General features: G+C 54.3%; 24 protein-coding genes. 19 read left to right on the top strand and 5 right to left on the bottom strand.

Annotated elements, in window-relative coordinates; all coding sequences use genetic code 11:
• Positions 1-51: 51 nt before the first annotated feature.
• From EKM90_RS01165 to EKM90_RS01135, 8 genes are all read left to right on the top strand, one after another.
• Positions 52-504: an RNA polymerase sigma factor gene (locus EKM90_RS01165; protein WP_125579224.1), complete on the top strand. Its 453-nt coding sequence runs from the start codon at positions 52-54 to the stop codon at positions 502-504.
• A 1-nt stretch (position 505) separates the two neighbouring features.
• Positions 506-1405, top strand: a complete 900-nt coding sequence (locus EKM90_RS01160; RefSeq protein ID WP_125579223.1) for a sigma factor regulator N-terminal domain-containing protein — start codon at positions 506-508, stop codon at positions 1403-1405.
• 536 nt (positions 1406-1941) lie between these two features.
• The gene (locus EKM90_RS01155) at positions 1942-2814 is read left to right on the top strand and encodes a metal ABC transporter solute-binding protein, Zn/Mn family (RefSeq protein ID WP_125579222.1); all 873 of its coding nucleotides are present in this window, start codon (positions 1942-1944) and stop codon (positions 2812-2814) included.
• A 34-nt stretch (positions 2815-2848) separates the two neighbouring features.
• Positions 2849-3118 carry a 30S ribosomal protein S14 gene (gene rpsN / locus EKM90_RS01150; protein WP_125579221.1) on the top strand — a complete coding sequence of 90 codons (270 nt, stop codon included), beginning with the start codon at positions 2849-2851 and terminating at the stop codon, positions 3116-3118.
• Between the two features lie 13 nt (positions 3119-3131).
• A complete protein-coding gene (locus EKM90_RS12700; protein WP_164507799.1) occupies positions 3132-3242 on the top strand; it encodes a putative metal homeostasis protein in 111 nt (36 codons plus the stop codon).
• Between the two features lie 212 nt (positions 3243-3454).
• Entirely contained in the window at positions 3455-4108 is a 654-nt protein-coding gene (locus EKM90_RS01145) for an MIP/aquaporin family protein (protein WP_125579220.1), read from the top strand.
• Between the two features lie 453 nt (positions 4109-4561).
• Complete coding sequence (locus tag EKM90_RS01140; RefSeq protein ID WP_125579219.1) at positions 4562-6019, top strand: 6-phospho-beta-glucosidase; 1458 nt, start codon at positions 4562-4564, stop codon at positions 6017-6019.
• Between the two features lie 84 nt (positions 6020-6103).
• Positions 6104-6595, top strand: a complete 492-nt coding sequence (locus EKM90_RS01135) for a GNAT family N-acetyltransferase (protein ID WP_125579218.1) — start codon at positions 6104-6106, stop codon at positions 6593-6595.
• A 63-nt stretch (positions 6596-6658) separates the two neighbouring features.
• Here EKM90_RS01135 and EKM90_RS01130 read toward each other — a convergent pair whose 3' ends face one another.
• The 5 genes from EKM90_RS01130 to EKM90_RS01110 all read right to left on the bottom strand — a co-directional run bounded on the left by EKM90_RS01130 (position 6659) and on the right by EKM90_RS01110 (position 14439).
• Positions 6659-7774: an alpha-L-fucosidase gene (locus tag EKM90_RS01130; RefSeq protein WP_125579217.1), complete on the bottom strand. Its 1116-nt coding sequence runs from the start codon at positions 7772-7774 to the stop codon at positions 6659-6661.
• Between the two features lie 14 nt (positions 7775-7788).
• The gene (locus tag EKM90_RS01125) at positions 7789-9186 is read right to left on the bottom strand and encodes an MFS transporter (RefSeq protein WP_125579216.1); all 1398 of its coding nucleotides are present in this window, start codon (positions 9184-9186) and stop codon (positions 7789-7791) included.
• Positions 9183-11546 (bottom strand): glycoside hydrolase family 3 C-terminal domain-containing protein, encoded by a 2364-nt coding sequence (locus tag EKM90_RS01120; protein WP_125579215.1) that lies wholly within the window; start codon positions 11544-11546, stop codon positions 9183-9185. Before EKM90_RS01120 ends, EKM90_RS01125 begins: the two co-directional genes overlap by 4 nt.
• Positions 11547-11671: 125 nt before the next feature.
• Positions 11672-13081 (bottom strand): C69 family dipeptidase, encoded by a 1410-nt coding sequence (locus tag EKM90_RS01115; protein ID WP_125579214.1) that lies wholly within the window; start codon positions 13079-13081, stop codon positions 11672-11674.
• 413 nt (positions 13082-13494) lie between these two features.
• A complete protein-coding gene (locus EKM90_RS01110; RefSeq protein ID WP_125579213.1) occupies positions 13495-14439 on the bottom strand; it encodes a DHH family phosphoesterase in 945 nt (314 codons plus the stop codon).
• A gap of 186 nt (positions 14440-14625) precedes the next feature.
• Between EKM90_RS01110 and EKM90_RS01105 the strand changes: the two genes are divergently transcribed.
• The 11 genes from EKM90_RS01105 (at position 14626) to EKM90_RS01055 (ending at position 26298) form a co-directional block, all read left to right on the top strand.
• On the top strand, positions 14626-16053 hold the full coding sequence (locus tag EKM90_RS01105; RefSeq protein ID WP_125579212.1) for a nicotinate phosphoribosyltransferase: 1428 nt from the start codon (positions 14626-14628) through the stop codon (positions 16051-16053).
• A 723-nt stretch (positions 16054-16776) separates the two neighbouring features.
• Positions 16777-17595, top strand: coding sequence for a Cof-type HAD-IIB family hydrolase (locus EKM90_RS01100; RefSeq protein ID WP_125579211.1), 819 nt, complete (start codon positions 16777-16779; stop codon positions 17593-17595).
• A gap of 345 nt (positions 17596-17940) precedes the next feature.
• On the top strand, positions 17941-18675 hold the full coding sequence (locus EKM90_RS01095; RefSeq protein ID WP_125579210.1) for a GntR family transcriptional regulator: 735 nt from the start codon (positions 17941-17943) through the stop codon (positions 18673-18675).
• 85 nt (positions 18676-18760) lie between these two features.
• A complete protein-coding gene (locus EKM90_RS01090) occupies positions 18761-19906 on the top strand; it encodes an SIS domain-containing protein (RefSeq protein ID WP_373301030.1) in 1146 nt (381 codons plus the stop codon).
• Between the two features lie 177 nt (positions 19907-20083).
• Positions 20084-20572: a PTS system mannose/fructose/N-acetylgalactosamine-transporter subunit IIB gene (locus tag EKM90_RS01085; protein WP_125579208.1), complete on the top strand. Its 489-nt coding sequence runs from the start codon at positions 20084-20086 to the stop codon at positions 20570-20572.
• A 12-nt stretch (positions 20573-20584) separates the two neighbouring features.
• Positions 20585-21487, top strand: coding sequence for a PTS mannose/fructose/sorbose/N-acetylgalactosamine transporter subunit IIC (locus EKM90_RS01080; protein WP_125579207.1), 903 nt, complete (start codon positions 20585-20587; stop codon positions 21485-21487).
• Positions 21474-22280, top strand: a complete 807-nt coding sequence (locus EKM90_RS01075; RefSeq protein WP_125579206.1) for a PTS system mannose/fructose/sorbose family transporter subunit IID — start codon at positions 21474-21476, stop codon at positions 22278-22280. Before EKM90_RS01080 ends, EKM90_RS01075 begins: the two co-directional genes overlap by 14 nt.
• Before the next feature lie 26 nt (positions 22281-22306).
• Complete coding sequence (locus EKM90_RS01070; protein ID WP_164507798.1) at positions 22307-22687, top strand: PTS sugar transporter subunit IIA; 381 nt, start codon at positions 22307-22309, stop codon at positions 22685-22687.
• Positions 22688-23043: 356 nt separating this feature from the next.
• A complete protein-coding gene (nagA, locus tag EKM90_RS01065) occupies positions 23044-24204 on the top strand; it encodes an N-acetylglucosamine-6-phosphate deacetylase (RefSeq protein WP_125579204.1) in 1161 nt (386 codons plus the stop codon).
• Between the two features lie 155 nt (positions 24205-24359).
• Positions 24360-25709 carry a TPM domain-containing protein gene (locus tag EKM90_RS01060; RefSeq protein ID WP_164507797.1) on the top strand — a complete coding sequence of 450 codons (1350 nt, stop codon included), beginning with the start codon at positions 24360-24362 and terminating at the stop codon, positions 25707-25709.
• 100 nt (positions 25710-25809) lie between these two features.
• Positions 25810-26298 (top strand): AP2 domain-containing protein, encoded by a 489-nt coding sequence (locus EKM90_RS01055; RefSeq protein WP_125579202.1) that lies wholly within the window; start codon positions 25810-25812, stop codon positions 26296-26298.
• Positions 26299-26530: the final 232 nt, after the last annotated feature.

The following is a 26530-nucleotide window of genomic DNA, read 5'->3' as shown; positions in this document are numbered from 1 at the left end:
TGTATACTTTAGAGCTGGTTCAAACGTCTTATTAAGGGAAGGAGGGGTGAGATGGTAAAGTCAGACTTTGATGCCCACTTGCTGGCGTTAGGCCAACAAGTGGTGCAGCGCCTGCAAGCGCGGGGCATTCAACGGGCCGACGCCGAGGATGCCGTGGCCACGGCTTATGAAAAAATCATTATTCTGCTACCCAACCTGTCAGTTCGCAATTTTGATGGCTGGTTTTACCGTATCGCCCTGAACGCCTGCCTCGATGAGCTGCGCAAACACCGCCGCGAAACCTTGACGCAGCAGCTGCCGGAAGCCAGTACGCTGACGCCGCAAAGTTTTGCAACGCTGATTGCGCCGCTGCCGGCCAACCAGCAGGAGCTGGTGGCGCTAAAGTATTACTACGGTTTTTCATATGACGAAATCGGGGCGCTACTGGCCATCAAACCGGCCAGTGTCAAAACGATGTTAGCCCGCGCACGGAAGCAGTTGCGCGGGCAATGGGAGGAAAGATAAGATGTTAGATCAAGCCTTACGCAAAGCCAAATGGCGCCAGCGTCTGATGATGGTGCTGATTGCCGTGATTGTCCTGCTGGTGCTGGCGCCGCTGGGTTACGGGGCGTTTAATCAGTTAAGCAGCCGCCAAACCAGCGCCTTGTATCAGGAGCTGGCGGATTATCACAATGTCGCTGAGCCTAATGTGAGTGTTGCCAGCGAAATGCTGGATAACAATTCCAGCTTAGGCGGGAATGTGGTCACCAAGGAATACAAAGAAATCGATGGTTACGTCGTGCCTTGGGGAACGTACACCTCGCATTACAGCTTCTATCATTATCAAATGGACGAAAGTTTCGTTCAGACGGTGTCTAACCGCCTGGATCAAAATATCGCTAAGCAGCAGTTTCAAAATAGCACGCTGCAAAAAGTGGCACGGTTTTATCGCACCACCCAAGGCTTACCAAATGAGGCTCAGAAGCTGGACCAGTTGCCGAACCATGTCGGGGAAATTGCGGTGACCTTCAAACGGCCTCTGACCTATGCCGAGCTGAAGCAGTGGTTGCCAAAACAAGTGAATTTGACTTGGGGTTACCTGTTTAACGATACCAATCGCAGCGGGGCTGGGGATGAGACGAACATCGCCGAAAATCCGATTGGCATGGATCTGCGGTATGACACCACGCCGAACAGTCAACTGAAAACCTGGCGCCAGGCTTTGACCCGCTATTGGGGCAAAGCGCCACGCACCAGCGCGATGACGAGGACTCTCAAGGCATCCGCCAAAACGCTCCAGTTTCGTGGGGTGATTCTCACTGGTACAACCGAGCAGTTGGCGAAAGTGGCAGGCGCTTCTAATGTCGCCGGCACCAGCGTTGGCGTCACCGTAGCCCGTGTGCCCTATATCAAGCCGATCAAATAAAGACGAGCAGAAAACAGCCCAGATCCGGCATCAGCTGATGCGCCGAATCTGGGCTGTTTGCATGCTTTAATTAGTTGTTAACTTATACAACGCGTAGGTATTTTTTCGGTGAATGATGACGCAAAGCGCACCCCTGGGATTGTTGAAGTGGTAAACCCCACCTTGTTGATCATCATACTGAAGCGTCTTTTGACGGGTCGAGTCAACGACAATGGTGTAGCCCTCAGGTTGGTTGCTGTGTGAGCTTAGCCCCCGCAAAACCCAAGCTGCCACCGATGAGCAGCACAATGACAAAAGCGATCACTAAACGCCAAGGTTTTTTCATCATAATTTCCTCCCCATTCCCCTAATGTCGTGGCTCAGTATATCAGAAAAGGAAAACGCTTTCGCCATAGGAACTTGCTTTGAGTCGTACCCAACCATAAAATCACGTACTTGAAGTAAGTGTTGACAGCCGCCCTTGAAGTCGGTATTATCGATAGATGCTAATCGTATTGGTTACGATTTTCATTTAATCAGCAGGGGGAAGACTGTTTATGAAACGCCACTTTTGGCTCTTGGGCCTGATTATGCTTTTGGGCTTGACCGCCTGTTCGCCCAAACCTAGCGCGCACAAGCAGCTGACCGTGGTTGCCAGCGTGAACTTTTACGGCGAAGTCGCCCAAGCCGTGGCCGGGGATTACGGCCACGTGACGGCGATTATCAACAATCCGGCAGTGGACCCGCATGACTATGAGCCCACCACCGAAGCTGCGAAAACCGTGGCGGATGCGAATGTGGTGGTGGTTAACGGTGCCGGTTATGATAGCTGGATGAGCCGGCTCACAGCGGCGGATGATGATCCTGTCAAAACCGTTTCGGCGGCCAAAGTCGTCGGGGTGAAGGCCGGTGAAAACGAGCACATCTGGTATAAACCCAAGATGATGGTCAAAATGGCCAACGCCTTGGCGCAAACCTATGGTGAAGTCGATCCGGCGCACAAAGTCGCGTACCGCAAAAATGCGCAGCGCTACATCAAATCGCTGCAGCCCATGTTCGCCCTGGAAGCCCAACTGAAGGCCAGCGCCAAAAACCAAACCGTCGCGGTGTCGGAACCGGTTTTTGATAATACCCTAACGGCGCTGGGCTATCGCATCATGAACGGACATTTTGCCCGCGCGATTGAGGACAGCAGCGACCCCAGCCCCCAGGATGTGCGTCAGCTAGAGCGCGCCCTTGAGGCCAAGCAAGTCGCCTTTTTCGTGCAAAATACGCAAGTCGATAGCAAAATCGTGACCAATATGGTGGCTAAGGCCAAGGCCGCTGGGGTGCCGATTGTCAAAGTCACCGAAACCATGCCTAAAGGCCAAACTTACAGTAGTTGGATGATGGCTCAATACAAACAAATTCAAAAGATTCAGGCGCGTTAAGCGTCAAACAAACATGACTGAGGAGGTCAACTTTATGGCAAAAAAAGCAAAAATTGAAAAGGCGAAGCGCCAGGCACAACTTGTCGCCAAGTACGCTGCTCGCCGCAAGGAACTCAAGGCGCAAGGCGATTATGCCGGTTTGGCTAAGTTACCTCGTAACTCTAGCGCTGTGCGCCTGCACCATCGTGATGAACTGGACGGCCGCCCGCATGCTTACATGCGCAAGTTCGGCCTGTCTCGCTTGAACTTCCGGCAGCTTGCGCACAAAGGCCAGATTCCTGGCGTGCGTAAGGCAAGCTGGTAGAAAGGAGCCGCTCATGGCTAAAACTGATGCCGCCACCGCGCGGCGCCAAATGCAAAGTCCCAATATCAAGACGCGCAATCGCGCCTTGCGGACCATCAAAACCCTGAAGAAACAGGGCAAATAAGCAGTTTGACCAGCCAGGCTCACCGTCGCGCGAGCCTGGCTTTTTTGGCCCGAAATTACCGAGATTGTACACACAAAATTAAATCGATAACAATTTATCAGCCGCGTAATGCCGGTTTAGCGGCGTTGCTATGCTATACTAGATTGGCGCAATCATCTACTTGCTCGTCTGTGTGAGGCGAAAATCAGCAAGTGCATAACGGAGGAAAAGACATGAAAGCAATCTGTGCAGAATTTATGGGCACATTCCTGTTGGTATTTTTAGGTAGTGGGGCGGTGTTGTTCGCTAAGGGCGACGCCTTGACCATTGCCATTGGTTTCGGGTTAGCGATTACGATTTCAGCCTATGCCTTTGGTGGCATCACCGGCGGTCACTTCAACCCAGCAGTCACCACGGCGTTTATGATCAACGGCCGCACCGGCATTGGTGAAGGGCTCGTTTACATCGTGTCCCAAATCGTTGGCGCTATTGCCGCCAGTGGTGCCGTGCGGGTCATCGTTGGTGCGTTGAAGTTGCCAGCCACCCAAATGGCCCAAACCGACTTCACGAAGCTGTCAGTCGGCGCGGCATTTTTCGTTGAAGCCTTGGCCACTTTCCTGTTTTTGGTCGTGATTTTGAACGTCACCTCCGATGATCATGGTAATGGCGACTTTGCTGGCTTGGCCATCGGGGTGACCTTGATGCTGCTGATCATCTTCAGCGTCAACTTGACCGGTGCTTCCTTGAACCCAGCGCGTTCCATTGGCCCGGCTATTTTTGCTGGTGGCAGCGCCTTGAGTCACCTGTGGCTGTACATTGTGGCCCCAGAAGTCGGCGCGATTTTGGCGGCGTTCTGCTCCCGGTTCTTGATGGCAACAGAGGACTAGCATAAAACCGCAAAGCAATCAGCTCGGGCCATGGCTCGAGCTTTTTTGATTCGAGAAAAAGTTCCCCGCCCGTCGCAGCCTAATTGCGTTGCGAAGGGCCAACGCCCGAGCAGTCAGCTACGCTCAGGCCCTCACCGCCAAAGAGCGGCGGTAATGGCCTGAGCTAGGCTGCCTGTCGGGCTAAGACCGGCCCTTCTCCACAGCTTTCATAGTTGCGCTGCGGGCGGCAACGGATGAGTGTCCAGCTACGCATGAGGCCTCGCCGCCAAAGAACGGCGGCAATGCCTCAAGCTAGGCTGGCCATCATCCTAAGAGCGCCGCCCTCCGCAGCCTCGAAAATAACACGTTCCGGAAAAGTAACGAGAAAGCGGTTTACCGAGTTGGCGAATTACGTTAAGGTAATCACGAAACCGAAATTGGTCTATGTGACGAATGAGAAAGGAAAGGTGTCTTATGACGAAATTACCTGATGGTTTTCTGTGGGGCGGCGCGGTAGCGGCGCATCAACTCGAAGGTGGCTGGCAAGAAGGTGGCAAGGGGATGTCCATTGCCGATGTGATGACCGCTGGAGCCAATGGGGTTGAACGCCAGATTACTGATGGCGTGATTCCTGGGAAGAACTATCCTAACCACGAGGCGATTGATTTTTATCACCACTACAAAGAAGACATCAAGTTGATGGCCGAAATGGGCTTCAAGGCGTTCCGGACTTCGATTGCCTGGACCCGGATTTTCCCGAATGGCGATGAAACGGAACCCAATGAGGCGGGCCTCGCCTTTTATGACGATGTGTTTGCTGAATGTCATAAGTATGGCATCGAGCCGGTCATTACCTTGTCTCACTTTGAAATGCCTTGGCATCTGGTAAAAGCTTATGGCGGTTGGCGCGACCGGCGGCTGATCGATTTCTTCGTCCGTTTCGCGACGGTCTGCTTCAAGCGCTACAAGGGTAGTGTGAAGTACTGGATGACCTTCAACGAAATCGACAACCAGTGCGATTACAACCGCGAATTTTCCATGGCCACCAATTCTGGCTTGATTTTCCCGGCAGGGGCCACGGATGATGACCGGGCGCGCGCGATGTATCAGGCTTCGCACTACGAATTGGTCGCCAGTGCGCTAGCGGTGAAAGCTGGCCACGAGATTGACCCAAACAACCAGATTGGCTGCATGATCAACTTTACGCCGCAATTCCCGGCGACCTGCAAGCCGGAAGACTTGTTCATGGCCGAAAAGGCGATGCAGAAGCGCTCATTCTGGAGTGATGTGCATGTCCGCGGCCACTATCCAGATTACATGGAAGCCTACTTCAAGCGGACGGGCTATCGTGCTGACATTACCGATGAAGACCGCGCCGCGCTAGCTGCTGGCACGGTGGATTACGTTGGCTTCTCCTACTACGCCTCCAACACGGTGGCGCGCAAAGCCGACAATCAGTATTACGATTTTGTGGGCGACAAGGAAGGCGTCGAGAACCCTTATTTGAAGAAGACCGAATGGGGCTGGACCATCGATCCCCTGGGCCTGCGCTGGAGTTTGAACTGGTTGGCTGAACGGTATGACAAGCCGCTGATGATTGTCGAAAATGGCCTCGGTGCCATTGACCATGTGGAAGCCGATGGCAAGATTCACGATCCGTATCGTGTCGCTTACCTGCGCGCCCACATCAAGGAGATGGAAGCCGCAGTCGAAGAAGACGGCGTCAACTTGTTGGGTTACATGCCGTGGGGCTGCATCGATTTGGTTTCTGCCGGTACCGGTCAGATGGACAAGCGTTATGGCTTTATCTATGTCGATAAAAATGACGCCGGCGAAGGCACCTTGGCGCGCAGCCGGAAGGACTCGTTCTACTGGTATCAGCAGGTTATCCAATCCAATGGCGAAAACTTGGCCGATATCGATCCTGAATAACGACGAAAAGCGTTGGTTAGCCCCGGCGCTTTTTTGGCGTCTGTGGTAGATTGGAAACATTCAATTCAGCAAGGAGGCCTTGCGATGCCGGTCATTCGTCCCATTCAGGCCAAAGATGATGCCCAGATGAAAGCTATTTTGCAGGCCTGCTTGGAAGAAGCTGATTTGGCGCAACCAGGCACCGCGTATTATGATCCGCAAATTGGCGCGTTGGCCGAATACTACGCGCGTTTGCCGCGAGCGGGGTATTTCGTCGCCGTTGCCGCTGACAATGATGACCTCGTGCTGGGTGGCTCCGGTTTTGGCCCGGTGGGACTCGATGCCGAGATTTGCGAGCTGCAAAAGCTGTATCTGACGCCGGCCGCGCGCGGCCAAGGGCTCTCTAAGCGGTTGCTAGCGCGCACGATGGCTGCGGCGCAGGCAGCAGGCTACCGGCAGCTGTATGTCGTGACCGATACCAAGCTGCCGATTGCTAACTTGCTTTATCAGGCCCAGGGCTTTACCCGCTTGGCGCAGCCGCTGGCAGGGGATGAACATAACGGCTGTGATACCTGGTACCTCAAGGCGCTTGAATGATCTTCAGCCAGACGAGACAAATGCCCCAACTTTCACGGCGAAAGTTGGGGCATTTTGGTTACTTTATAGCGGTTTAGTGGCCAGTTCAGCCAGCACCTGGGCTTGCGGGGCAGGCAAGGTGCCATCGGCTTTGGGACCGACATTAAGCAACAGGCGGCCGTTGCGCGGCCGGGCATCGGCGACAATCTGGCGAATTTGCTTGGCGTTCAGAAAATCGCTGGACCGGGCCGCCTGGTTGTAGCCAAAGGACAAGTCCATTCCCCGGGTGATTTCGTAATACGGCGCTTGGCCTTGCCAGTCGGTGGTGTATTCCAAGGTGCGGTAGTCGTAATACGGCGGCTCGCTGGTGTGGCCTTTTTTGGCTAATGCGCCTTGCACCGCGCCGCCGAGATTGACCAGCGGATACAGCATTTTATGGCGCATCCAGTTCGGGTAATCGCCCCAACGGTCATCGACCATGCCCTCTGGCACCGCGGCGTAGTAGTCTTTGAACAACTGCGGCAGGCGCGGGTCATTGGGATAGCCGATATCACTCCATAAAATATCCGGGTGGTAGCGGTCAATCAGCTCATGCCATTGCGCCCACACGTAATCGCGGTACTGCTGGCTGGTGGGGTTGCCAAGGGCAAAGCTGGCCGCGCTTTGAATACGTTCGTGCTTGAATGACCAGTCGAATAAACTGGAATAATACACCCCAAAGCGCATGCCGCGGGCGCGCACGGCTTTGGCCAACGCGCCGACAAAATCAAAATCCAGATGATAATCAGGCTGGTTGGGGTTTGCAACCGTGGTGTCATACATCACGAAGCCATCATGATGCTTGGTCACCACCACGACATACTTGGCATGGGCCTGGGCGAATTGATCCGCCCAGGCCTCAACATCGACATTTGCGGCGACTTTTTTGAAAGCCACGGCGAAATCGCGATAAGGCGCCGCGCCATAATGGGCCTGATGGTAGCGGCCGGTGGGGCCGGAGGGAAAGAGCATGCTGTTGGCGTACCATTCGGCATAAGGCTGGTGTTTGAATTGTTCATATAAGGTCGGGTGCTTCCCCGGTCCGGTCACTGGCGCTGGTGCATAAGCAGGGACGCTGTATAACCCCCAATGAATGAAAATACCAAAGTCGGCTGCTTGGAACCATTGTGGGGCGTGATGGCGATGAATATTGACAGGCATAGGTGCCGCCTCCTTTAAAACTGACGTGAGAGCTGCTTTTGGGCGGTGTCGCGGCTGATATTACCAGCATTGGCTTCGGCCATCAGCTGCACATCGCGGTCGTGAAGATGATACCCCAACAGCGGGATTAGCGCGATGCCGGCACCAATGGCCGGCACCAGTTGGGCGACGATCCACAGGCCGCTTAACGCCTGGCCACTTTGGTGAACGGCCATTTGTTGCAGCGCGGCAAAGCTGTTGGCTTGCAGCGGCTCCCAAGCGAATAGGCCGAGAATAAACAGGCCCAATGGCTGAGCAAGGGAGATCAATTTGCCGGCAAAGGATTGAATGGCAAAGGCAATACCGCGAGCATCAATGCCAGTGGTGAAGCGGCCGTATTCCACAATGTCAGGGGTGAAGGTCAAGTTCAGCGTTAGCACGATGCCTTGGGGAATGGCGCGAATGGCGACTAACGTGAGATAGCGCGGCAGGCTGCTGGTACCACCAAGGTATACCAGCAGGGCGGTGGCGGCAAAGGCCACGGCACTCCAGAAAAACAAGCGGAACTTGTCCACCCGTTTCAAAATCACGCCCATCAGCGGCGATAAAATCGCAATCGGAATTGAGGTCGCTAGTAGCGTAAGGGTGGACACCAGGGCGCTGCCAAAGAAGTAATACGACACGAATAGATCCACCGCCGCATTGGTCGCGGTGATGCCGGCAATGATGTAGTAGAGATAATAGCGTTGCAGATATTTATTGGCTTTGACGTACTGCCACATTTGGCGCAGCGAGTAACTGGTGGTGGCGTCCTGATTGGGAACGCGCTCTTTGGCCACGAAACTCACCGGCAGCATCAACAGCAGCATCACCACTGCCAGCAAAGTTGCCGTGGTGCCAAAAGAAAAGCCTACTTGCTCGGACACCATGAAAGTGGCGCCCATGCTGGTCAAAAAGGTTCCCACCATCGCCGCCATCCGCGCTACCGCCAAAATCCCATTGCGTTCCGTGGTGGCGGTGGTCATGAGGGTGACTAGGTTATATATCGGCACATCGCTAATGGTGTAGGCTGTGTCCCACAGAATATAGCTCAGCGCGAACCACACCAGCTTGCCAGCAGGGTTCAAACTCTGTGGAATGTGAAAGACCACCACGGTGAGTAGCGGCACCAGCACCATCGCCAGCCGCAGCCAAGGCAGGCTCTGCCCGCCTTTGAAATGCACCCGGTCAAAAATAATGCCGAATAAGGTGTCGCTGAACGCATCCCACAGCTTCACCGCCACCATCGCAAAAGCGATTTGCGTGGCGGCAATGCCGCTGAGCAGCAGATAAGTCGTCAGCATGCCGGTTAAGAAGCTCATCGCCATGCCTTGGCCAGTGAAGTAGCTCCAGTAGCTCGCTTTTTCAGGAAAAGTGGTTTGCTTGTCGGTCATGTTGGTCGCCTCCTACTATGATTGGCGCGCCGCACTAGCCAGTCAACCTCCCACAGTTTCAAGCTGCCGCCGCTTTGCTGAGCGAGTCTGATGAGTGGGGTGTCCCAGACAATGGTGGCCAGAAATTCGCCGGCGGGTGAGTGCGGGTCCGCGGCTTCTTTGCGTTGCATATTGCCGATGATCACTTTGGCAAGCGCGTTAATGGTGCGCGAATATTGGGCCAGCATGCGCGGCGTGCTCAGTCGGGTGAAGGTGCCAGGCCGCGCCACCGGGGCCTGCGGAGTCAAGCCGCTTAACGCGGTAAAATCAGCGGCGCTCGGGTTCCCTTGCGGGTGCTGATACCAGGCGGGCACGCTGGTTTTGATTGTTGGGGCCGCAACTGTCATCGCGAGTGGTGGCTGCAAGTCGCGGCTGGAAGTACCCACACTGAGGCTCCAGGCGCCGCCTGCGAGCTGAAAGGCTTGCGCGGCTTCCTGCCAGCGTTCAAAGGCGTGGCGCGGCACCTCTAGGGTCACGGTGGCTTGTTCGCCTGGCGCGAGCCACACTTTTTGAAACGCGGCTAAGGCCCGCAGTGGCGTGAGCTGGGCTTGATCCAGCTGGCCAGTGTAAACTTGCAAGACCTCGGCGCCGCGGCGGCTGCCGGTATTGGTGAGCGTCACTTGCACCGCAATGTGCTTGGTGGCAGGTGTGACGGTGCATTCCGGGACGGTGACGTTATCAAGGCGAAATTGCGTGTAGCTCAAGCCAAAGCCAAAGGGAAAGGCCACTGGCAGCGCCGCTTTGTCGTAATAACGGTAACCCACATACAGGCTTTCTCGATAAGGCACATCAAGCGGCTGGCCGAACTGCTGAGCAGGCACATCGCTGTAACGCAGGGGATAGCTTTCAGCCAGTTTGCCTGAAGGACTGATGGCGCCGAACAGCAAGCGTTCGGTGGCCGCGCCGACGCGTTCGCCGCCGAGAAAAACATTGAGAATGGCCGCGGCTTGGGTGGCCCAAGGCATGGTCACTACCGAACCGGCCACGAGCACGATAGCCACTTGTGGGTTGGCGGCAGTGACGGCGGCAATGACGGCGGTTTGGTTCGTCGGCAGGTCAAGGGTTTTGCGATCACGCCCTTCTGCTTCGGCGGTATCCGGTAACCCCACGACCAAAACCACCGGTTGCGGTTGTTTGGCGGCGGCAATGGCGGCTTGCAGCAGCTGGTCATCAGGTTGGGCATCCAGCTGATACCCAGCTTCATAAGTGACCTCGCGTCCCGCCGCCTGGAGCCCAGCGAGAATAGAGGTGGTTTCTGGGGTCGTAATATGCGACGAGCCGGCGCCTTGAATGCGCGTGTCCGCTGCCAAGGCGCCAATCACCGTGAGCGGTTGGTCAGCGGCGAAAGGTAACAAGCCATCATTTTTCATCAGCACCGCGGATTGCTCGGCAATGGCCTGGGCGAGGGCGACATGTTCAGTGAGCAAAGCCTGCTGATTGCCGCCGGTTGGGCGCTGCTGGTCGGCGAGATGCGCAATGTTGCTGACAGCGCGAGTCAAAGCGGTACGCTCCAGTTGGCCACTGGTGAGGGCGGCTTCTGCTTGCCGGTCGAATAAATGGCCAGAACTCGGCATTTCCAAGTCAGTGCCAGCGTTCAGCGCCGCCACTTTATCATTCAAGCCGCCCCAGTCGGTGACCACGAGGCCCTTGAAGCCCCATTGGCCGCGGAGCACGTCATTGAGCAGATACTGGTGGTCGCTCATATAGGTGCCGTTAACTTGGTTATAGGCGGTCATCACCGTGGCCGGTTGGGCTAGCGTCACCGCTAAGCGAAAGGCCTCGAGGTAGAGTTCGTGCAACGCTACTGGGTCAATCAGCGAATTCGACCGCAGGCGGTCAGTTTCCTGACTGTTACCGGCAAAATGTTTGAGTGAAGCGGAAACGCCAGCGCTTTGGAGGCCATTGATCCAGGCGGCGGCGAGGTGACCAGCCAGCAGCGGATCTTCGGCAAAATATTCAAAATTGCGCCCGCCCAGCGGATTACGTTTGATATTGACGCCTGGCCCCAACACCACATCGACTTGGTAGTGGCGCGCCTCTTGGGCAATGGCGCGACCCATGGCTTTGAGCAAATTGGGATCCCAGCTACTGGCACTGGCACTAGCAGTGGGGAAGGCCGTCGCCACCGCCGCCTCATTCAGGCCGAGATGGTCGCCGGCCTTGGCCTGAAAGCGCAAGCCATGGGGGCCATCGCTCAGCCGGATGCTGGGTATGCTGGCGCGACTTTCGGTGGTCCAAAAATCCTGGCCAGAGGTGAGCGCAATTGCATCTTGATCGGTCAAACTGCGCTGGTTGCTACCAGCACCAATGTTGATTGTCATGGAACCACCCTTTTCCTGATTGTACTCGTAGAATAACACGTGTTCGCTTAAGTTGCTATGAGTTTGCGCCGGCCTGAAGGCATCAAAAAACGCCATCAGCGTGAGGCTGGTGACGTGAGAACTACTTAGTCGTGCAATGTGAATTGCAACTTCATCCGCGGGGCGGCAAGTTCAACCATTTGGCCGAGCAGCTTGTTGGAATTGTTGAAGCTGATGTCTGCCAACTGGGCATTGACCTTGGTCAGGTAAGCAGGGATGTCGGCTTCATTTTGGTAAGCCGCATCGGTTTCCAATTGGAGATGGCGGCATGCGCCAACGGTGTTTTGCTCGAAGATGTTTTCGAAGTCTTCAAACAAGTGGAAGTCGTAATCGCCGAAGGTTGCCAGCAGGTAGGACAGCCAGTACTGGCTGCGCGGATCGTAATGCGCACCGGTATTCTTGTACTGCTCTGGGGTGTCGGTGACGTTGGCGTAAAATGGCACGACAGCATTGAAGGTGTTCGGGCCAAAGGCTAACCAGTGAATGCCAGCGATGGCTTTAGGCACGTCATTGCGAATCTGCAGAATGTGCAGTTCCTGATTGCGGTTAATGCCGATTGGCCGGAAGAGTTTCTTTTCGCCTTCGGTATTGGTGGTGCCGTAAACGTCGTAAGGCGTGTTTTCGTAGTGGGAACTAAGCACGAACTTGACGTCTTCAATCGAAATCTTCTTGTCGGTGTGGCAAATGAACGGCAGGTCTTGGTCAATCGGATCCTGCTCGATTTCAGGGTTGAAGTACTTCTGACCGTACCACGCCCGCGGGTTGTTGTAACGGGTGTCCTTGACGGTGCTGGAGCCAAAAATGTGACGCAGGTTGTAGCCTTGTTGGTCAGGATTGAGATGGTACTTTTCGATGATGGTCTGCAAATCTGGGGCAGACATGGTGTCATCGGAATCAAAGTCAAAATGATCAATGTTGAAGCGGTTTGGTGCAATCACATAAGCGTCATCAGGAATGCGAATCGCGGCCCAGTGGTGGCCGGCGATGCTTTCAAAGTACCAGCATTCGTCCTGATCGGAGAAGCAAATGCCGTTGGTTTCATAGGTGCCGTATGTTTCCAGCAGCTTACCCAAGCGCGCCACGCCTTCGCGGGCAGAGTGGATGTAAGGCAGGGTAATAGCGGTGATGTCTTCTTCGCCGAGGCCATCTTCGGCCATCGGGTCAACGCCTAAAATGCGGGAGTTGGTCGTGATGGTTTCGGTGGCGGTCATGGCGACGTTATCGCTGTTGATGCCAGCCGCAGCCCAGATACCGTGGCCATCCACGGCGTCTGGCGTGGAGGTATAGCCCATGGGGTCGTCAGGCAAGTCGAGGTGGAAACTGCTCAAAACGGCCTGGTAGTGACGTGGCTGATCTGCCGGCTTCACATAGATGAATTTTTCCGGGTTAAGGGCTTCGGCGCCGTCTTCGTTGCGGGCGATGATCGTGGAGCCGTCAATGCTGGCCTTTTTGCCGACCAGAATAGTGGTACAGGAACCTTTAATGCGTTTTGTCAAAAGAATCATCTCTTTCAAGGAATTTCTTCTCTATTGTAGGCGTTTCGGCGGCGAAATGCGAAAGTTGCGCTGGGGACCGCGGGGTGGGTGGTGTGGCGCCGAGACGCGGCAGTCCGGCCGCGGGGTCGGCTGGAGCCAAAGGGCGGTCTCCAGCCTCAACGATGAGCCAGCATCGCGCTGCGCGCTCAACGCTGTCTCTCCGTTGCCCCCATTTAACCCAGGAGCAGCCTGCTGCGCAGTCTCCTCGTGGGTTAAATGTTTCGCTGCCGGTCTGCCACGGCCCTCTGCCACACCACCCACCCCGCTGGATAGCAGAGACGGTGTCGTACGTTTGGTCGAAACTCAAAAACGTTAGCCTGCAATCAATCATTCAGGCTAACACTGGTCGTTTTATGGTCAAGCAACACTCATGACTAATGCGCCCCATTAAGTTGGTCGAGTTCTTCGATGATTTGATGACATTCGTCCAAGTTTTTAGCAATGGCGCCGCTGGCGAGGGGATGGCCGCCGCCACCGTGAGCCACGGCGATGGGGTTGATGGGCCATTGTTTGCCGCGTAATTCGACGCGGAACTGGCCGTCTGGGCGTTCGGTGAAAACGACCCAGCTGCGGACAGTCGTGAGTTGGCCAACGGTGCTGACGGCGGCTTGGGCTTCGTCTTGGGCGAGGCCAAATTCACCGATCACTTTTTGGGTGATGATGAGACTACCGGCGCCATTGGCAGAGACTTGGAGGTTGCCCAGCGCGTAGGCTTGCAATTTGGCGATTTGTGGCGAGATTTCTTCTTCGGCGCGGCCAATTGCCGGCGCGTCGATGCCGGTACGCATCAGGTCGGCGACGACTTCATGGGTGTGGGCTTTGGTCAGGTCGTACAAAAAACGGCCCGTATCGCCGATAATCCCAGCGTAAAGACGGGCAGCGACGGTTTGATCCAGCTGTAACTTGGCTGAAGCTTTAATCATATCGGCCACGATTTCGGAGCTGCTGGAAGCCTCTGTGTTCACGAAGCTGAGGTCACCGAAGGGCTCGCGGTCAGGGTGATGATCGATTTTGATCACTTGCTGACCGGTTTGCCAGTTGGCCCCGGCTACCCGCGGGGCATTAGCGGTGTCGATGACGACGACTACCGCATTTTGATACTCAGCGGGTTCAATAGTGTCCTGCGGGGCAATCCAGGCCAGGCGCGGGGCAGGTTCACCCACGGCATAGATGTGCTTGGCGGGGTAGGCGGCTTTGAGTGCTGCGGCTAGGCCGGTTTGGGAGCCGATGGCGTCGGGGTCGGGGTTCACATGACGGTGAATAATAATGGTTTCTGCCGCATCGAGGGCGGCGAGAATGGCGGGAATGGTTGCTTGCATGGTTTTCCTCCTTGGTTGCTACGTCTGTTAGTGTAGTAGATTTGGCAAGGAAAAAACACTGCCGGTTGCGCTGATGATGAATAAAGTAATGTGGCGCGCCAAATCCGATTTAGCAGATTTTTCATGACGGCCCTGCGAGTGTGCTAGAATGAAAATCAATTAGGTGTCAAGACAGGGAGAAGAAAAATGCGCAATCTATCGATGCTAACGGATCTGTATGAGTTTTCCATGGCGAATGGCTTTCAGCGAAATCTGCCGCAAACGCGGGGGATTTTTGATATTTTTTACCGCGATGTGCCCGATCATGGCAGCTTTGTCATCGCGGCTGGGTTAGCCCAGGTGGTGCAAGTGCTACGGGACTTTCATTTTGACGCGGCAGATGTCGCCTACTTACGCAGCCTCAACTTATACGATGACGCCTTTTTGGCCATGTTGGCTGATTTTGAGCTCGATTGCACCATCAATGCGGTACCAGAAGGGCTACCGGTTTTTCCGCGCGAACCTTTGGTGACCATTGAGGGACCGCTGGCTCAAGCCCAGTTGCTGGAAACGGTGCTGCTGAACATTCTCAACCACCAGTCGCTGATTGCCACCAAGGCCCGGCGCATTACCTTTGCTGCTGAAGGACGGCCGATTATGGAATTCGGCGCGCGGCGGGCGCAGGGACCAGATAGTGCCCTATACGGCACGCGAGCGGCGGTGATTGGCGGCGCCGTCAGCACCTCAAATGTCTTGGCCGCCCAGCAGTTTGGCATTCCAGCCGCCGGCACCATGGCGCATAGCTGGATTGAGGCCTTTCCCAGTGAGCTGGCCGCGTTTCAGGCGTGGGCCCAGCAGTATCCTGATAACAGCGCACTGCTAGTCGACACTTATGACGTTTTGCAGTCCGGCGTGCCGAATGCCATTACGGTGTTCAAGGCCTTGAAAGCAGCTGGGCATCAGCCGGTTGGCATTCGCATTGACTCCGGGGACATTGCTTATTTGAGCAAACAAGCCCGCAAGCAGTTAGATGCCGCCGGTTTGCCGGAAGTGAAAATTACCGCGTCCAATGCGCTAGATGAAACGGTCATTCCGGCACTGTTGGCCGAAGGCGCGCCGCTGGATAACTTTGGTATCGGTGAGAAGATGATCACCAGTGCCAGCGCGCCGGTGCTCAGCGGGGTGTATAAACTCGCGGCGACGCGGACGAATGGCCAGCTAAAGCCCAAAATCAAGGTTTCCGCCAGCGTTGAGAAGACCACCTTGCCAGGCATCAAACAAATCTACCGGCTGTATCGGTCAGGGACCCATGAAGCCTTTGCCGATGTGATTGCGCTGGCGGATGAAACCCTGCAAGCGCCGCTGGCGGTGGTGGATAGCAATCCGCTTCAGACCCACAAGCATTTGGCCTTGACCGCCTATACCGCGGTGCCGCTGCAGCAAGCCATCAACTTAACGCAAGCCCCGCAGGAAGACGTGTTTGGCATTCAAAAGTTTGCGCAAACCAAGTTGGCCGAGCTGCCGGCGGAGACGAAGCGGTTGGTCAACTCGGCCCGTTATCCTGTTTACGTCACACAGCAACTTGATGCCTTACAGCGTCAGTTGATTGATGAGTTCAAGCAACAAGTCAATTAAACGCAAAAAAGCAGCTGCCGGCGGGGACCAGCAGCTGCATGAGGTTTGGGGTAATCAATGTTCTCTTGGGGGGAAAAACATCAATTAGGAGGAGTAATAATGAAAAAGTTGTTTGGGGTAGAAATAAGGGGGTAACTCATTTCTATGTTTCCTATACTAACGGCCGGTTGTGAAGAAACTGTGATGGAAGCGTAGCGTTTCAGTTGCGTTTTTGCGAGTGAAACGGCAAAAAAATACCGTCGCGAGGCGACGGCGAATCGGTTTTTAGAGGAAACCGACGTGATGTTCTAGGTTGGAGGACCTAGGGCTGCCCGTGCGTCCACGGTCAGCTTCGTTAGAGGCGGAAATAAGTTGGAGGCTTATTTCGTTATGGATAATACTAGAGGAGAGTTGTGACCAGGTTGTGAACTTTCCCGTGTGATTTGGCGACCAATTTACAGGGAAAATTGAGAAATCATCATTGTGGCCACTTTTTCTTGCTGAAAGTGCACGCTCCAGATCATGCCTTAAGCTAACCTAATCATCTGGCTAAAAGCGGCCGTCCTCCGCTGCCTGGAGGTGCGCTCCGAGCGGCGACGGCGACGTGTCCTGCTACGGCGAGCGCCTCGAAGCCGAAGGTCAGCTTCAAGGTGCTCGCCTAGACAGCCCATCCGCCTAAACCCGCCGCTCTCCGCTGCCTAGTGTGTTACAGTAAAGAAAACGATGCGAAATGAGGCCTTGCGAATGTATAAGATGATCGTGAGCGATTTGGACGAGAGTTTATTGCAAGATGATGGACGGGTTTCGAAGCGCGATATTGAAACCATCCATAAGCTGCGCGATGAAGGGGTGAAGTTTGTGCCCAACACTGGGCGCGGCTTTGCTTCGGTGCAAGCCTTGTTAGCAGAAATCGGCACCAAGGATTTAGCAGGCCAGTATGTGATTTCCTATAATGGGGGCGCGATTGTCGAAAACGCCGGCAATCGCATCATGGTTGAACATGCCTTGCCTTTTGCTGTGGCGGATGAACTGTTCCGACTGGCCATGGCGGAAGGCGACTTGTGTGCGCATGTTTATACCTTCCACCATGTCTATGTGGCGAACATCAACGAACCAGAAAAAGAATATTTGATGAATCGCGGCGTGGCTTACGAAATGCTGGAGGCGCAGGATTTGTCAGCGTTCAAAAATCGCCCAATTGCCAAGGTGATTTTCCAGCACCTCGATTATGGCGTGCGCGAACGCTTCTACGAAAAAGCCAAGGCGGCAATTGCCACTCCCATGACCATTACCTATTCTTCCAATCGCTATGTTGAGTTCAATCCAGCTGGCATCGACAAGGGGATTGCGGCGTTGACCTTGGGCGAGCAGATTGGCGTGGCCAAAGACGAGATTATCGCGCTTGGCGACAATTCCAATGATTTGAGCATGCTGCAGCAAGTTGGCCTCGGGGTAGCGGTGGCGAATGCCATTCCTGCCGTCAAACGCGCCGCCGGGTTAGTGCTGCCAGTGACGAACAACGATGATCCCATCACCGCGTTGTATGACGCCGTTTTCAAATAGAAATCTCATCCAGTTTTCAGAATAAAACCACCGTCAATCGGGCCGATATTTAAGGGAATTTAAGCATTCTAACCCTTATCTACGTAGGCTCGATTTTATTTTTATTTGGCCCGATTGGTTTATAAGGTTGGTACCAATTTTGTGACTGCTTTCGCAAGCCCGGCGAAAAACAAAAGCTGGCGCATGTTTCACGGGGTGTACCGTTATGAAAATGAAGGTACCAAAGCGGGTATACCAACGGCAAAAGGCTGTTGTATAGGCATTTAAACAGGGTACAATTCCTTGACACCATGAAAGAATGCGGTTACACTTCTCCATGGTTGGTACCAATTGGGAGGCGAGACGATGGCCAGCGAAGTTCAACCACTGCATGATCGGTTGGTGGATTTATTACGAAATCAAATTCGCACGGATATGGCACCGCACAGTAAGCTGCCTTCCGAGCGCGCGTTGGCCGAATCCTACGGCGTGAGTCGTAACACTGTCCGCGCGGCGCTGGCTAAGCTAGAAATGACCGGTGTGATTTACCGCAGTCGGGGGCGCGGCACGTTCGTCGCTAATCCGGCAGCCGAGCCGACAGATTTAGCCGAGACCTACAGCTTTTCGGAGCAAATGGCTGATCAAGGCCGGCGCGCGAACTCGCGCGTGCTTTATCTGCAGCAATTTCCGGCTAACGACTATATTGTTGAGCATCTCCAAGTACCTTTGGGGACACCAACGTATAAACTAAAGCGTATCAGGATGGCGGATGGGGTGCCACTGATGGTTGAGCGAACCTTCCTGCCCGCCGATCGGTTCCCAAAGCTGAAGGCGAGCGACGTTGAACGCGAAGGCTTGTATAACCTGATGAAGGATCATTACGACAGTCCGGTCTCCGATGCGGCAGAAGCCTTTTTCGCCAGTCTCATGTCAGCCAAAGATGCGGCGATGCTGAATGTCCCGAAAGGCTCACCGAGTTTATCGATGCAGCGCACGACCACCAATGTTAAAGGTGAAATCGTGGAATTCACACTCAGCATCACCCGCGCCGACCAATTCGTTTATCGTTATCACCACACCCAAAAAGGGACCACGACCTGATTGGTTCGCCAGTCGGTCGCAACATAGTGAACAAGCTTGAGGAGGAATAGTTTTGTACGAGAAATCAGTAGATGAACTGACCAAGATGGGTGCGCAAATCACAACGCACGAAATTAAGCAGCAGCCAGAATTATGGCAAGAAGCTTTGAGCAATTACCAAGGTAAAAAGGCTGAAATCACGGACTTTTTAGCTAAGGTCGTTGCTGAAGCCAACGGTCAAGTGGTCCGGGTCATTTTCACTGGCGCCGGCACCAGCGCTTACACTGGCGACACGGTGACCCCATATCTGAACCGTCACGGTGATCGGAGCCACTTCCGCTTCGAATCCATCGCGACCACGGATATCGTGTCAGCACCTTATGATTTCCTTGAAGCAGACACCCCAACGATTTTGGTTTCCTTCTCCCGGAGTGGGAACTCACCAGAATCCGTTAAAACCGTTGAGCTGGCTGAACAGCTGGTTCACAACTTGCACCAGATCACCATCACCTGTGCCCCAGAAGGTCACTTGGCCGCTAAGGTTGAAGGTGACGCCAACAACCTGCTGCTGATGCAGCCAGCCGGCGCCAACGACAAGGGCTTTGCCATGACTGGGAGTTTCTCCTGCATGGCTTTGACCGCGCTGCTCGTTTTCGACCAGGCCGCTGAAGCTGACAAAGCGAGCTACGTGCAAGCCGCAGTGAACATGGGTCATGAAGTGATCAAGCGCGAAGCCGAAATCCAAAACCTGGTGGATGAAGACTTCGATCGTATCACTTACCTGGGCTCCGGTAGCCTGGGTGGCTTGACCCGTGAAGCTCAGCTCAAAGTGCTGGAATTGACCGCCGGCAAGTTGGCGACGATTTTCGACACTTCCATGGGCTTCCGTCACGGTCCTAAGTCCTTTGTTAACAGCAAGACCCTGGTCTTCGACTTCCTGAGCAACAATGCTTACACTCGTCAGTACGACGTGGATGTCATGGAAGAAATCAACGGCGACAAGATTGCTAAGCGCATCGTGGCCATTGGCACCACGCAAGACCAAACCAACTTCTCCGGCGAAAACTTTGCCTTTGAAACTGGCGTTAAAGATTTACCAGAAGCCTACCAGGCCCTGCCTGACGTGATGTTTGCGCAGACATTGGCGCTGCTGGCTTCCATCAAAGTCAACAACACACCTGATACACCATCACCATCTGGCACCGTTAACCGCGTGGTCAAAGGGGTTATCCTGCACGACTACAAAGGTTAAACCTAGCACTAAGCCGAGCAGCCAAGTTGCTGTCTGGCTTAGCCTGACGCCCTGAAACTTCAGCGCGTGAGGCTAGGCTAGTCAGTAGCCTGGAGTGATGCCCGGTTGCATCATTGGTTGTACCAAAGCCATTATTTACTGGTTAGTTTTATCACTTTATTTTAGGGGGTATGAAGTATGGCAATTATTGCATCTCGCATTGACGGCCGTTTGGTACACGGTCAAGTTGCGAACCTGTGGACAACCAAGCTCCAAGCAAGCCGCATCATCGTGGTCGATGATGAAGCTTCCAAGGACAAGATCCAAAAGAGTGGCCTGCGGATGGCTGCTCCAATGAGCGTTCGGCTTTCAGTTTTGGATGCTGACACTGCGGCTGATCACATCAACGCTGGTAAGTACGATTCACAGCGCGTCTTCGTGGTCGCAAAGCGTCCAGCAACATTCCTGAAGCTGGTTCAAAAAGGGGTCCCGATCAAGGAACTCAACGTTGGGAACATGTCACAGACGAACGAAACCAAGTCTGTTTCCAAGTCCATCAACGTGGTTCAAGAAGACATCGATGCCTTCCACGAACTGGACAAAGCCGGAGTTAAGCTGACGGCCCAAATGGTCCCAGCTGATGACTCACACGACTTTTTGCCGATGCTTGCTAAGGTTGAAGGGTAAGGAGGAAGAAAAATGATTGCATGGTGGCAAATTATTCTCTTGACACTCTATGCTGGGTATCAAATCCTGGATGAACTCCAGATTTATTCCTCAATGAGTGCACCTGTGTTCGCCGGCTTCTTTGCTGGTTTGGTCATGGGCGATATGAAGACAGGCCTGACGATCGGGGCTGCGATGCAGCTGACCGTTCTGGGTGTTGGGACCTTTGGTGGTGCATCTAAGATTGATGCTAACTCCGGTACCCTGCTGGCCGTTGCGTTCTCTGTTGGTACCGGGATGGATCCTGAACAAGCCATCACCGCGCTGGGTGTTCCAGTTGCTGCGCTGATGATTTACACCGATATCCTGGCACGTTTCTCCAACACGTTCTTCGCACACCGGATCGATGCGCAAGTTGAGAAATTCAACTACAAAGGTATCGAACGCTACTTCATTGCTGGGGCACTGCCATGGGCTTTGTCTCGGATGATTCCTGTTGGCTTGGGCTTGGCCCTTGGCGGCGGTGTGGTTAACCAGATTGTGGCTTGGATTAACGGCCCATTCAAGTGGTTGGGCGATGGCCTGACAGTTGCTGGTGCCGTATTGCCAGCCGTTGGGTTCGCTATCTTGCTCCGGTATCTGCCGGTTCGCAAGCACATCGCATACCTGCTGCTTGGCTTCACCATTACCAGTTTGCTGACCACGCTGTTCGGCTCCATTCAGAACATCGGGACTGCGCTGGCTGCTGCGCCTAAAGTTGCTGCCGGCCTTGGCAGCTTCAACGGCTTGTCCATGTTGGCTATCGCGCTGATTGGTTTGGCGCTGGCGATCATTGCTTACAACAACAGTACTTCTCAGCCGGCACCAGCTGCCGCTGCATCCACGAAGCAGGCTGATTCTTCAGACGAGGGGGAAATCACTGATGACGAACTATAAGTTGAACGATAAAGACTTCAAGCAGATCAACGAACGCTCACTGTTCGGTTTCCAACTTGGCTGGAACTACGAACGTATGCAGGCTTCTGGTTATCTGTATCACATCCTGCCACAACTGCGTAAGATTTACGGGGATGGCACTCCTGAATTGAAAGAAATGATGGAGACGCACACCCAGTTCTTCAACACGTCAAACTTCTTCAACACCATTATCACTGGTATTGATCTGGCGGTCGAAGAAGAACAAGGCATCAAGGGTAAGGAAACTGTTGCCGGGATGAAAGCCGGCTTGATGGGTTCCTTCGCTGCGATTGGTGACTCCATCTTCGCTGCCTTGATTCCTGCTATCTTTGGTGCGATTGCTGCTTCCATGGCGAAGCAGGGCAACCCAATCGGGATTTTCATCTGGATTGCGGCTCAAATCGTCGTTGACGTCTTCCGTTGGGTTCAACTGAAGATTGCCTACAAAGAAGGGGTTAACCTGGTTACAACCATGCAGCACACGCTGAATGCGTTGACCGATGCCGCTTCCTTGATGGGTGTGTTCATGGTCGGCGCCTTGGTCGCAACCATGATCAACGTCAAGTTTGCTTGGGCCCCAGTTGTTGGGACCGTGCCTTTGAACATCCAGAACAACCTGGACATGATCTTGCCTCGCATTTTGCCAGCCTTGATCTGCGGCTTCGTTTACTGGATGCTGGGTAAGAAGGGCATGACCTCCACCAAGGCGATCTTCATCGTTTTGATTTTGGCCATTGCTCTGGGTGCCCTTGGTATCATCGCGAAGGCATAATTTCAGAATAGAAAAGGACGGTTATTATGAGTGAATTGGTATTGGTAAGTCACGGTCAGTTCTGCACGGAACTGAAGAAGAGTGCTGAAATGATTATGGGTCCTCAGGAAAACATTCACACGGTCGAACTTTTGCCAAGTGAAGGCCCTGAAGACTTCAAGGCAAAATTTGACAAGACGGTCGAAGGTCTCGGAGATTTCACCGTATTCGCTGATTTAATGGGCGGCACGCCGGCCAATGTGGTAGCGCGTATCCTCATGGAAGGCGAAGGTCATTTCGACCTCTTCACCGGGATGAACCTGCCAATGATCATCAGCTTTATCAACGCTGAGATGGTTGGTGGCGAACCAAACATCGTCGACGACGCCAAAGCCGGCGTTGTCCATGTCAACGAAATGCTGAGCTAATAACCACTGAGGGCCAAGGAGCGATCCCTGGCCCTTTTTTTACAGGCTGCGAAGCTCACCGCACTTAGCCGGACGAATAGCCTAGCTTGGCGGTTTGAAGCCGTACTTTGGCTTCGGACCGCCAAACGTAGCTACTCGCTCCGGCGTTGGTGAGCTGAGCGCAACTAACAGGCTGCGAAGCGCAGCGGTCTTAGCACGATGGCCAATTCAGCACCTCGTCAAGCCTGACCTCTCACCAGGTAGCACCCGGCCCGATGAATTCTGGGAATTGGGTGTTTGGACTAGACCACTAACCCAAATCCGTGCTACACTGTTGTATGGAAACGCATTACAAATAAACTTAAGGAGATTGTGCAATGAGCTACTACATTCACGCTGCGAAGTTTTTCTTAAAGAACACGACCGAAAATGGTGGGTGGCTTGAAGTCACCGACGATGGTAAGTTCGGCGATTTCATTCCTGCCTATGGCGAAAAGCCAGCCGGCGAAATCAAGGACTACGGGGATCAATGGATTGCCCCTGGCTTGGTTGATACGCATATTCACGGCATGTTGGGCCATGACGTCATGGACAACGACTGGGAAGGTATCAACGAGATGTCTGAGGGCCTGCTGAAGGCTGGGGTTACTTCCTGGTTACCAACCACGCTGACTGGTCCGTTCGAACAGTTGAACGACGTCTGCAAGACCATCGGTGACCATGCTGGCGAAGAAAAAGGTGCCAAGATCCAAGGCATTTACTTCGAAGGCCCATTCTTCACCGAAGAACACAAAGGCGCACAAAATCCTAAGTACTTCCGTGATCCTTCGATCAAGGAATACGACGAATGGCAAGCCAGCGCTAAGGGTCTGCTCCAAAAGATGGCTTTGGCCCCAGAGCGTGAAGGTGCCGTTGAATTCACCAAGCACATGAGCCAAGACGGCAAAGTGGTTGCTTTGGGTCACTCCAGCGCAACCTTTGAACAAGCTAAGGCCTGTGTTGAAGCCGGTGCAACCGTCTTTTGCCACACCTTTAACGGCATGTCCGGTTTGAACCACCGCGCACCAGGGATGGTTGGCGCGGCGATGTACATGCAAATCGTTGACGACGAACTGATCTGCGACGGCCACCATGTCCGCCCAGAAGTCGTTGGGGCCTTGATCAAAGACAAGACGCCAGAACACATCGCCCTCATCACCGACTGCATGCAGGCCGGCATGATGCCAGACGGCGAATACATGCTGGGTGAATTCCCAGTTATCGTCGCAGACGGCATGGCTAAGCTGAAGGACGGTGCGCACAGTCTCGCCGGCTCCATTTTGCAGCTGAAGGATGCCATCAAGAACGTGGTTGACTGGAACGATGTTGTCCCAGAAGACGCCATCAAGATGGGCGCCTTGGTACCTGCTCGCTCATGCAAAATCGACGACAAGTGCGGCAGCATCCTGCCTGGCCGTGACGCCGACTACTTGGTTCTGAACAAGGACATGAGCTTGGCTGAAACCTACTTGGATGGGGTTTCCCGTTACCAGGCTTAATCACTAAGCTTTCAGTCTTAAAGGCTCATCGCGTTTTCGCGGTGGGCCTTTTTGCTGCCAACAAGCGCAAATATCGGCCCTTAGTTGGTGGTCGCCAGCGTTCTTTGCGCGTACACTGAAAGTACCGAAAACGCTTCACGCAATGGAGGATGGGTATGACGAAAAAGCAATTCAGTGGCTGGGTGTTGCTGCTGGTGGGCCTGATGATTGGTTTGTGGCGCGGGGGCCAGCACGTGCAGGCTGCCACGTTGACGCCGGCGCAGGTGACCGAAGCCCAGCGCTGGTACCAAGATCCGCAAGGGGTGATTAAAGCCAAGACGCAGCAGGCGCTTTATCGGGCTAATGCCAAGACCTTCGCCAAACTGCCAGGGCATCCGCAAATCGCGGTCATGGTCACCAGTGGCAAAGATGAAGATGAACTGCAAGACTATGCCAATGAGCAATTTAAACACTATGGCTTTGGTCAAAAAGGCTGGGATAACGGCTTGCTCCTGACGATTGAACCGAAGGAAAAACACTACTGGTTAGAGGTCGGCTATGGGCTAGAGCCGGTGGTCCCAGATGGCGCTGGTGCTGACATCGTGACCGGCAAAGTCAAAACCATGCTCCGAGCCAAGCAGTTTGATCAGGCGATTGCCGCGATTGTCAATAATACCGCCAAGCGCGTGCAGGCGCATGCCAGTGCGATTTCGACCCCAGCCCAAATTACCGCCCGGCGCGCAGCCGAAAGACGGCGTGATCGCGTGATTGTGGGGCTGGTCCTGGCCATGCTGGCGGTTGCGCTCGGGCTGACGGTACGCTTCTTCAGTTTGCGTAATCGCCTGGCGCTGATTTTGAGCACGCAACCGGACCAGTTTCCAATCTTGCGTCTGTTGGCAACCGCTGGCATCACGTTGAATCCTGATCGGGTTCCTGGCGGCGGCTGGCAGCTGTTCAATCAGCAAAGGGCACTCGAGCACAGTTTCGCCAAAATCATTCGCCGCGATTATGTGACCTGGCTGGTGAAACTGCCGCATCAGGCCCCACAGCCATATTTCTACTATCGCAAGGACAGCCCGCAATTAGCAAAAATGCCTGATGCGAAGCTGGCCCAAATGCCAAGCCTGACCGCAGTGGTAACCGATGAAACCCTGCTGGCAGATAATGAATCCATGGCTGGTGTGGTGCGGTCGGAAGTGCAAATCGCCGGCGCCTATACACAGCGATTCGCCCGGTGGCTGCAAACTCAGCCTGTCAAGCCTGACGAAGCTAGTAGTGTGTGGTGGGAGTTCTTCATGCATGTGCAGCCGGCAGATGCTCAGTTGACTGATGAGCAGCTGGCTGCGACTTGGCAAATCATTCTGAACCATCAGCGCCATCCCGACACCGCGCAAACCGCGATGGCTGGCGTGGCACCTTGGGCAGTGACGTCTTTTGCCCCGGCTAACACCACCAGCGCTGGCGGCTTTGGCAGCGGCGGAGGCGGCGGGGCCAGTGGTGGCGGTGGTTTTGGCGGCAGCTGGTAAAAGTTTTCGCAAAATTTGCCAAGATAGCGAAAACTGCGGAGAAAGGCCCCCTGCTTTCTAGCCTACAATTTACTTGTAAGCTGGAGAGGGGGAGACACCAATGCGTGTCATGGATTTAACTGGCCAGAAGTTCGGCCGTTTACTTGTTTTACATCGCGCAGGGACCGCAGCGAACGGGAATGCTTCTTGGCAGTGCCGCTGTGATTGCGGCAATATCGTTGTGGTTGATGGGTATCGCCTGCGCCATCACCAAGTGAAGAGCTGTGGTTGCTTGCGGCGAGAGGTTTCCCGGCGTTATGCGGCGAATAACCCAGCGTTTACCGCCCATCAAAAGGCTCACGGCACTGATTTGGTGAGTGATGATGGGGTGCCACTGAATTCATTGATCCGGAGCAAACGAAATAAATCAGGCGTGATCGGTGTGTCTTACAATGCCGCCAATCAGCGCTGGTTCGCTCGGCTTCGGCACAATGGTAAGTATGTGTTGCTTAAAGCTTGCGACAGCTTCGACGAAGCCGTTGCCCTGCGCCGCGCTGCGGAACGGCAATATTTAGGCCGGCAGGACACCGCGATTAGCAGTGAAGCTTAACATGAAGGATTGGCCCTCGGGTCGATCCTTTTTTGGTAGCAAAAGAGCCGTTCTTTCATCAGTTCATTTGATGAGAAGAACGGCTCCCCAGTTTACAATTCAAGTGCAACACCCTGACGACTAGACCAAAAAGGCCATGAAGACCTATTCTTGTTAGTACTAGCTAAACAAGAAAGCAGGAATCTTCATGACCCACTCTCAGACTAACACCCACAAGCATTACCAACAACTC

The organism is Lacticaseibacillus suibinensis (genome assembly GCF_003946175.1).
Taxonomy (GTDB): domain Bacteria; phylum Bacillota; class Bacilli; order Lactobacillales; family Lactobacillaceae; genus Lacticaseibacillus; species Lacticaseibacillus suibinensis.
The sequence above is the reverse complement of the archived record's forward strand: the minus strand, read 5'-3'. Positions and strand labels throughout refer to the sequence as shown.

Bases quoted from the DNA above. Each gene is read 5' to 3' on its own strand.
- rpsN (WP_125579221.1), top strand. From the start codon at position 2,849: ATGGCAAAAAAAGCAAAAATTGAAAAGGCGAAGCGCCAGGCACAACTT.
- EKM90_RS12700 (WP_164507799.1), top strand. From the start codon at position 3,132: ATGGCTAAAACTGATGCCGCCACCGCGCGGCGCCAAATGCAAAGTCCC.
- EKM90_RS01075 (WP_125579206.1), top strand. From the start codon at position 21,474: ATGACGAACTATAAGTTGAACGATAAAGACTTCAAGCAGATCAACGAA.
- EKM90_RS01060 (WP_164507797.1), top strand. From the start codon at position 24,360: ATGACGAAAAAGCAATTCAGTGGCTGGGTGTTGCTGCTGGTGGGCCTG.
- EKM90_RS01090 (WP_373301030.1), top strand. From the start codon at position 18,761: ATGGGTGCGCAAATCACAACGCACGAAATTAAGCAGCAGCCAGAATTA.
- EKM90_RS01155 (WP_125579222.1), top strand. From the start codon at position 1,942: ATGAAACGCCACTTTTGGCTCTTGGGCCTGATTATGCTTTTGGGCTTG.
- EKM90_RS01085 (WP_125579208.1), top strand. From the start codon at position 20,084: ATGGCAATTATTGCATCTCGCATTGACGGCCGTTTGGTACACGGTCAA.
- EKM90_RS01100 (WP_125579211.1), top strand. From the start codon at position 16,777: ATGTATAAGATGATCGTGAGCGATTTGGACGAGAGTTTATTGCAAGAT.
- EKM90_RS01125 (WP_125579216.1), bottom strand. From the start codon at position 9,186: ATGACCGACAAGCAAACCACTTTTCCTGAAAAAGCGAGCTACTGGAGC.
- EKM90_RS01080 (WP_125579207.1), top strand. From the start codon at position 20,585: ATGATTGCATGGTGGCAAATTATTCTCTTGACACTCTATGCTGGGTAT.
- EKM90_RS01110 (WP_125579213.1), bottom strand. From the start codon at position 14,439: ATGCAAGCAACCATTCCCGCCATTCTCGCCGCCCTCGATGCGGCAGAA.
- EKM90_RS01165 (WP_125579224.1), top strand. From the start codon at position 52: ATGGTAAAGTCAGACTTTGATGCCCACTTGCTGGCGTTAGGCCAACAA.
- EKM90_RS01120 (WP_125579215.1), bottom strand. From the start codon at position 11,546: ATGACAATCAACATTGGTGCTGGTAGCAACCAGCGCAGTTTGACCGAT.
- EKM90_RS01105 (WP_125579212.1), top strand. From the start codon at position 14,626: ATGCGCAATCTATCGATGCTAACGGATCTGTATGAGTTTTCCATGGCG.
- EKM90_RS01145 (WP_125579220.1), top strand. From the start codon at position 3,455: ATGAAAGCAATCTGTGCAGAATTTATGGGCACATTCCTGTTGGTATTT.
- EKM90_RS01135 (WP_125579218.1), top strand. From the start codon at position 6,104: ATGCCGGTCATTCGTCCCATTCAGGCCAAAGATGATGCCCAGATGAAA.
- EKM90_RS01070 (WP_164507798.1), top strand. From the start codon at position 22,307: ATGAGTGAATTGGTATTGGTAAGTCACGGTCAGTTCTGCACGGAACTG.
- nagA (WP_125579204.1), top strand. From the start codon at position 23,044: ATGAGCTACTACATTCACGCTGCGAAGTTTTTCTTAAAGAACACGACC.
- EKM90_RS01160 (WP_125579223.1), top strand. From the start codon at position 506: ATGTTAGATCAAGCCTTACGCAAAGCCAAATGGCGCCAGCGTCTGATG.
- EKM90_RS01130 (WP_125579217.1), bottom strand. From the start codon at position 7,774: ATGCCTGTCAATATTCATCGCCATCACGCCCCACAATGGTTCCAAGCA.
- EKM90_RS01140 (WP_125579219.1), top strand. From the start codon at position 4,562: ATGACGAAATTACCTGATGGTTTTCTGTGGGGCGGCGCGGTAGCGGCG.
- EKM90_RS01055 (WP_125579202.1), top strand. From the start codon at position 25,810: ATGCGTGTCATGGATTTAACTGGCCAGAAGTTCGGCCGTTTACTTGTT.
- EKM90_RS01095 (WP_125579210.1), top strand. From the start codon at position 17,941: ATGGCCAGCGAAGTTCAACCACTGCATGATCGGTTGGTGGATTTATTA.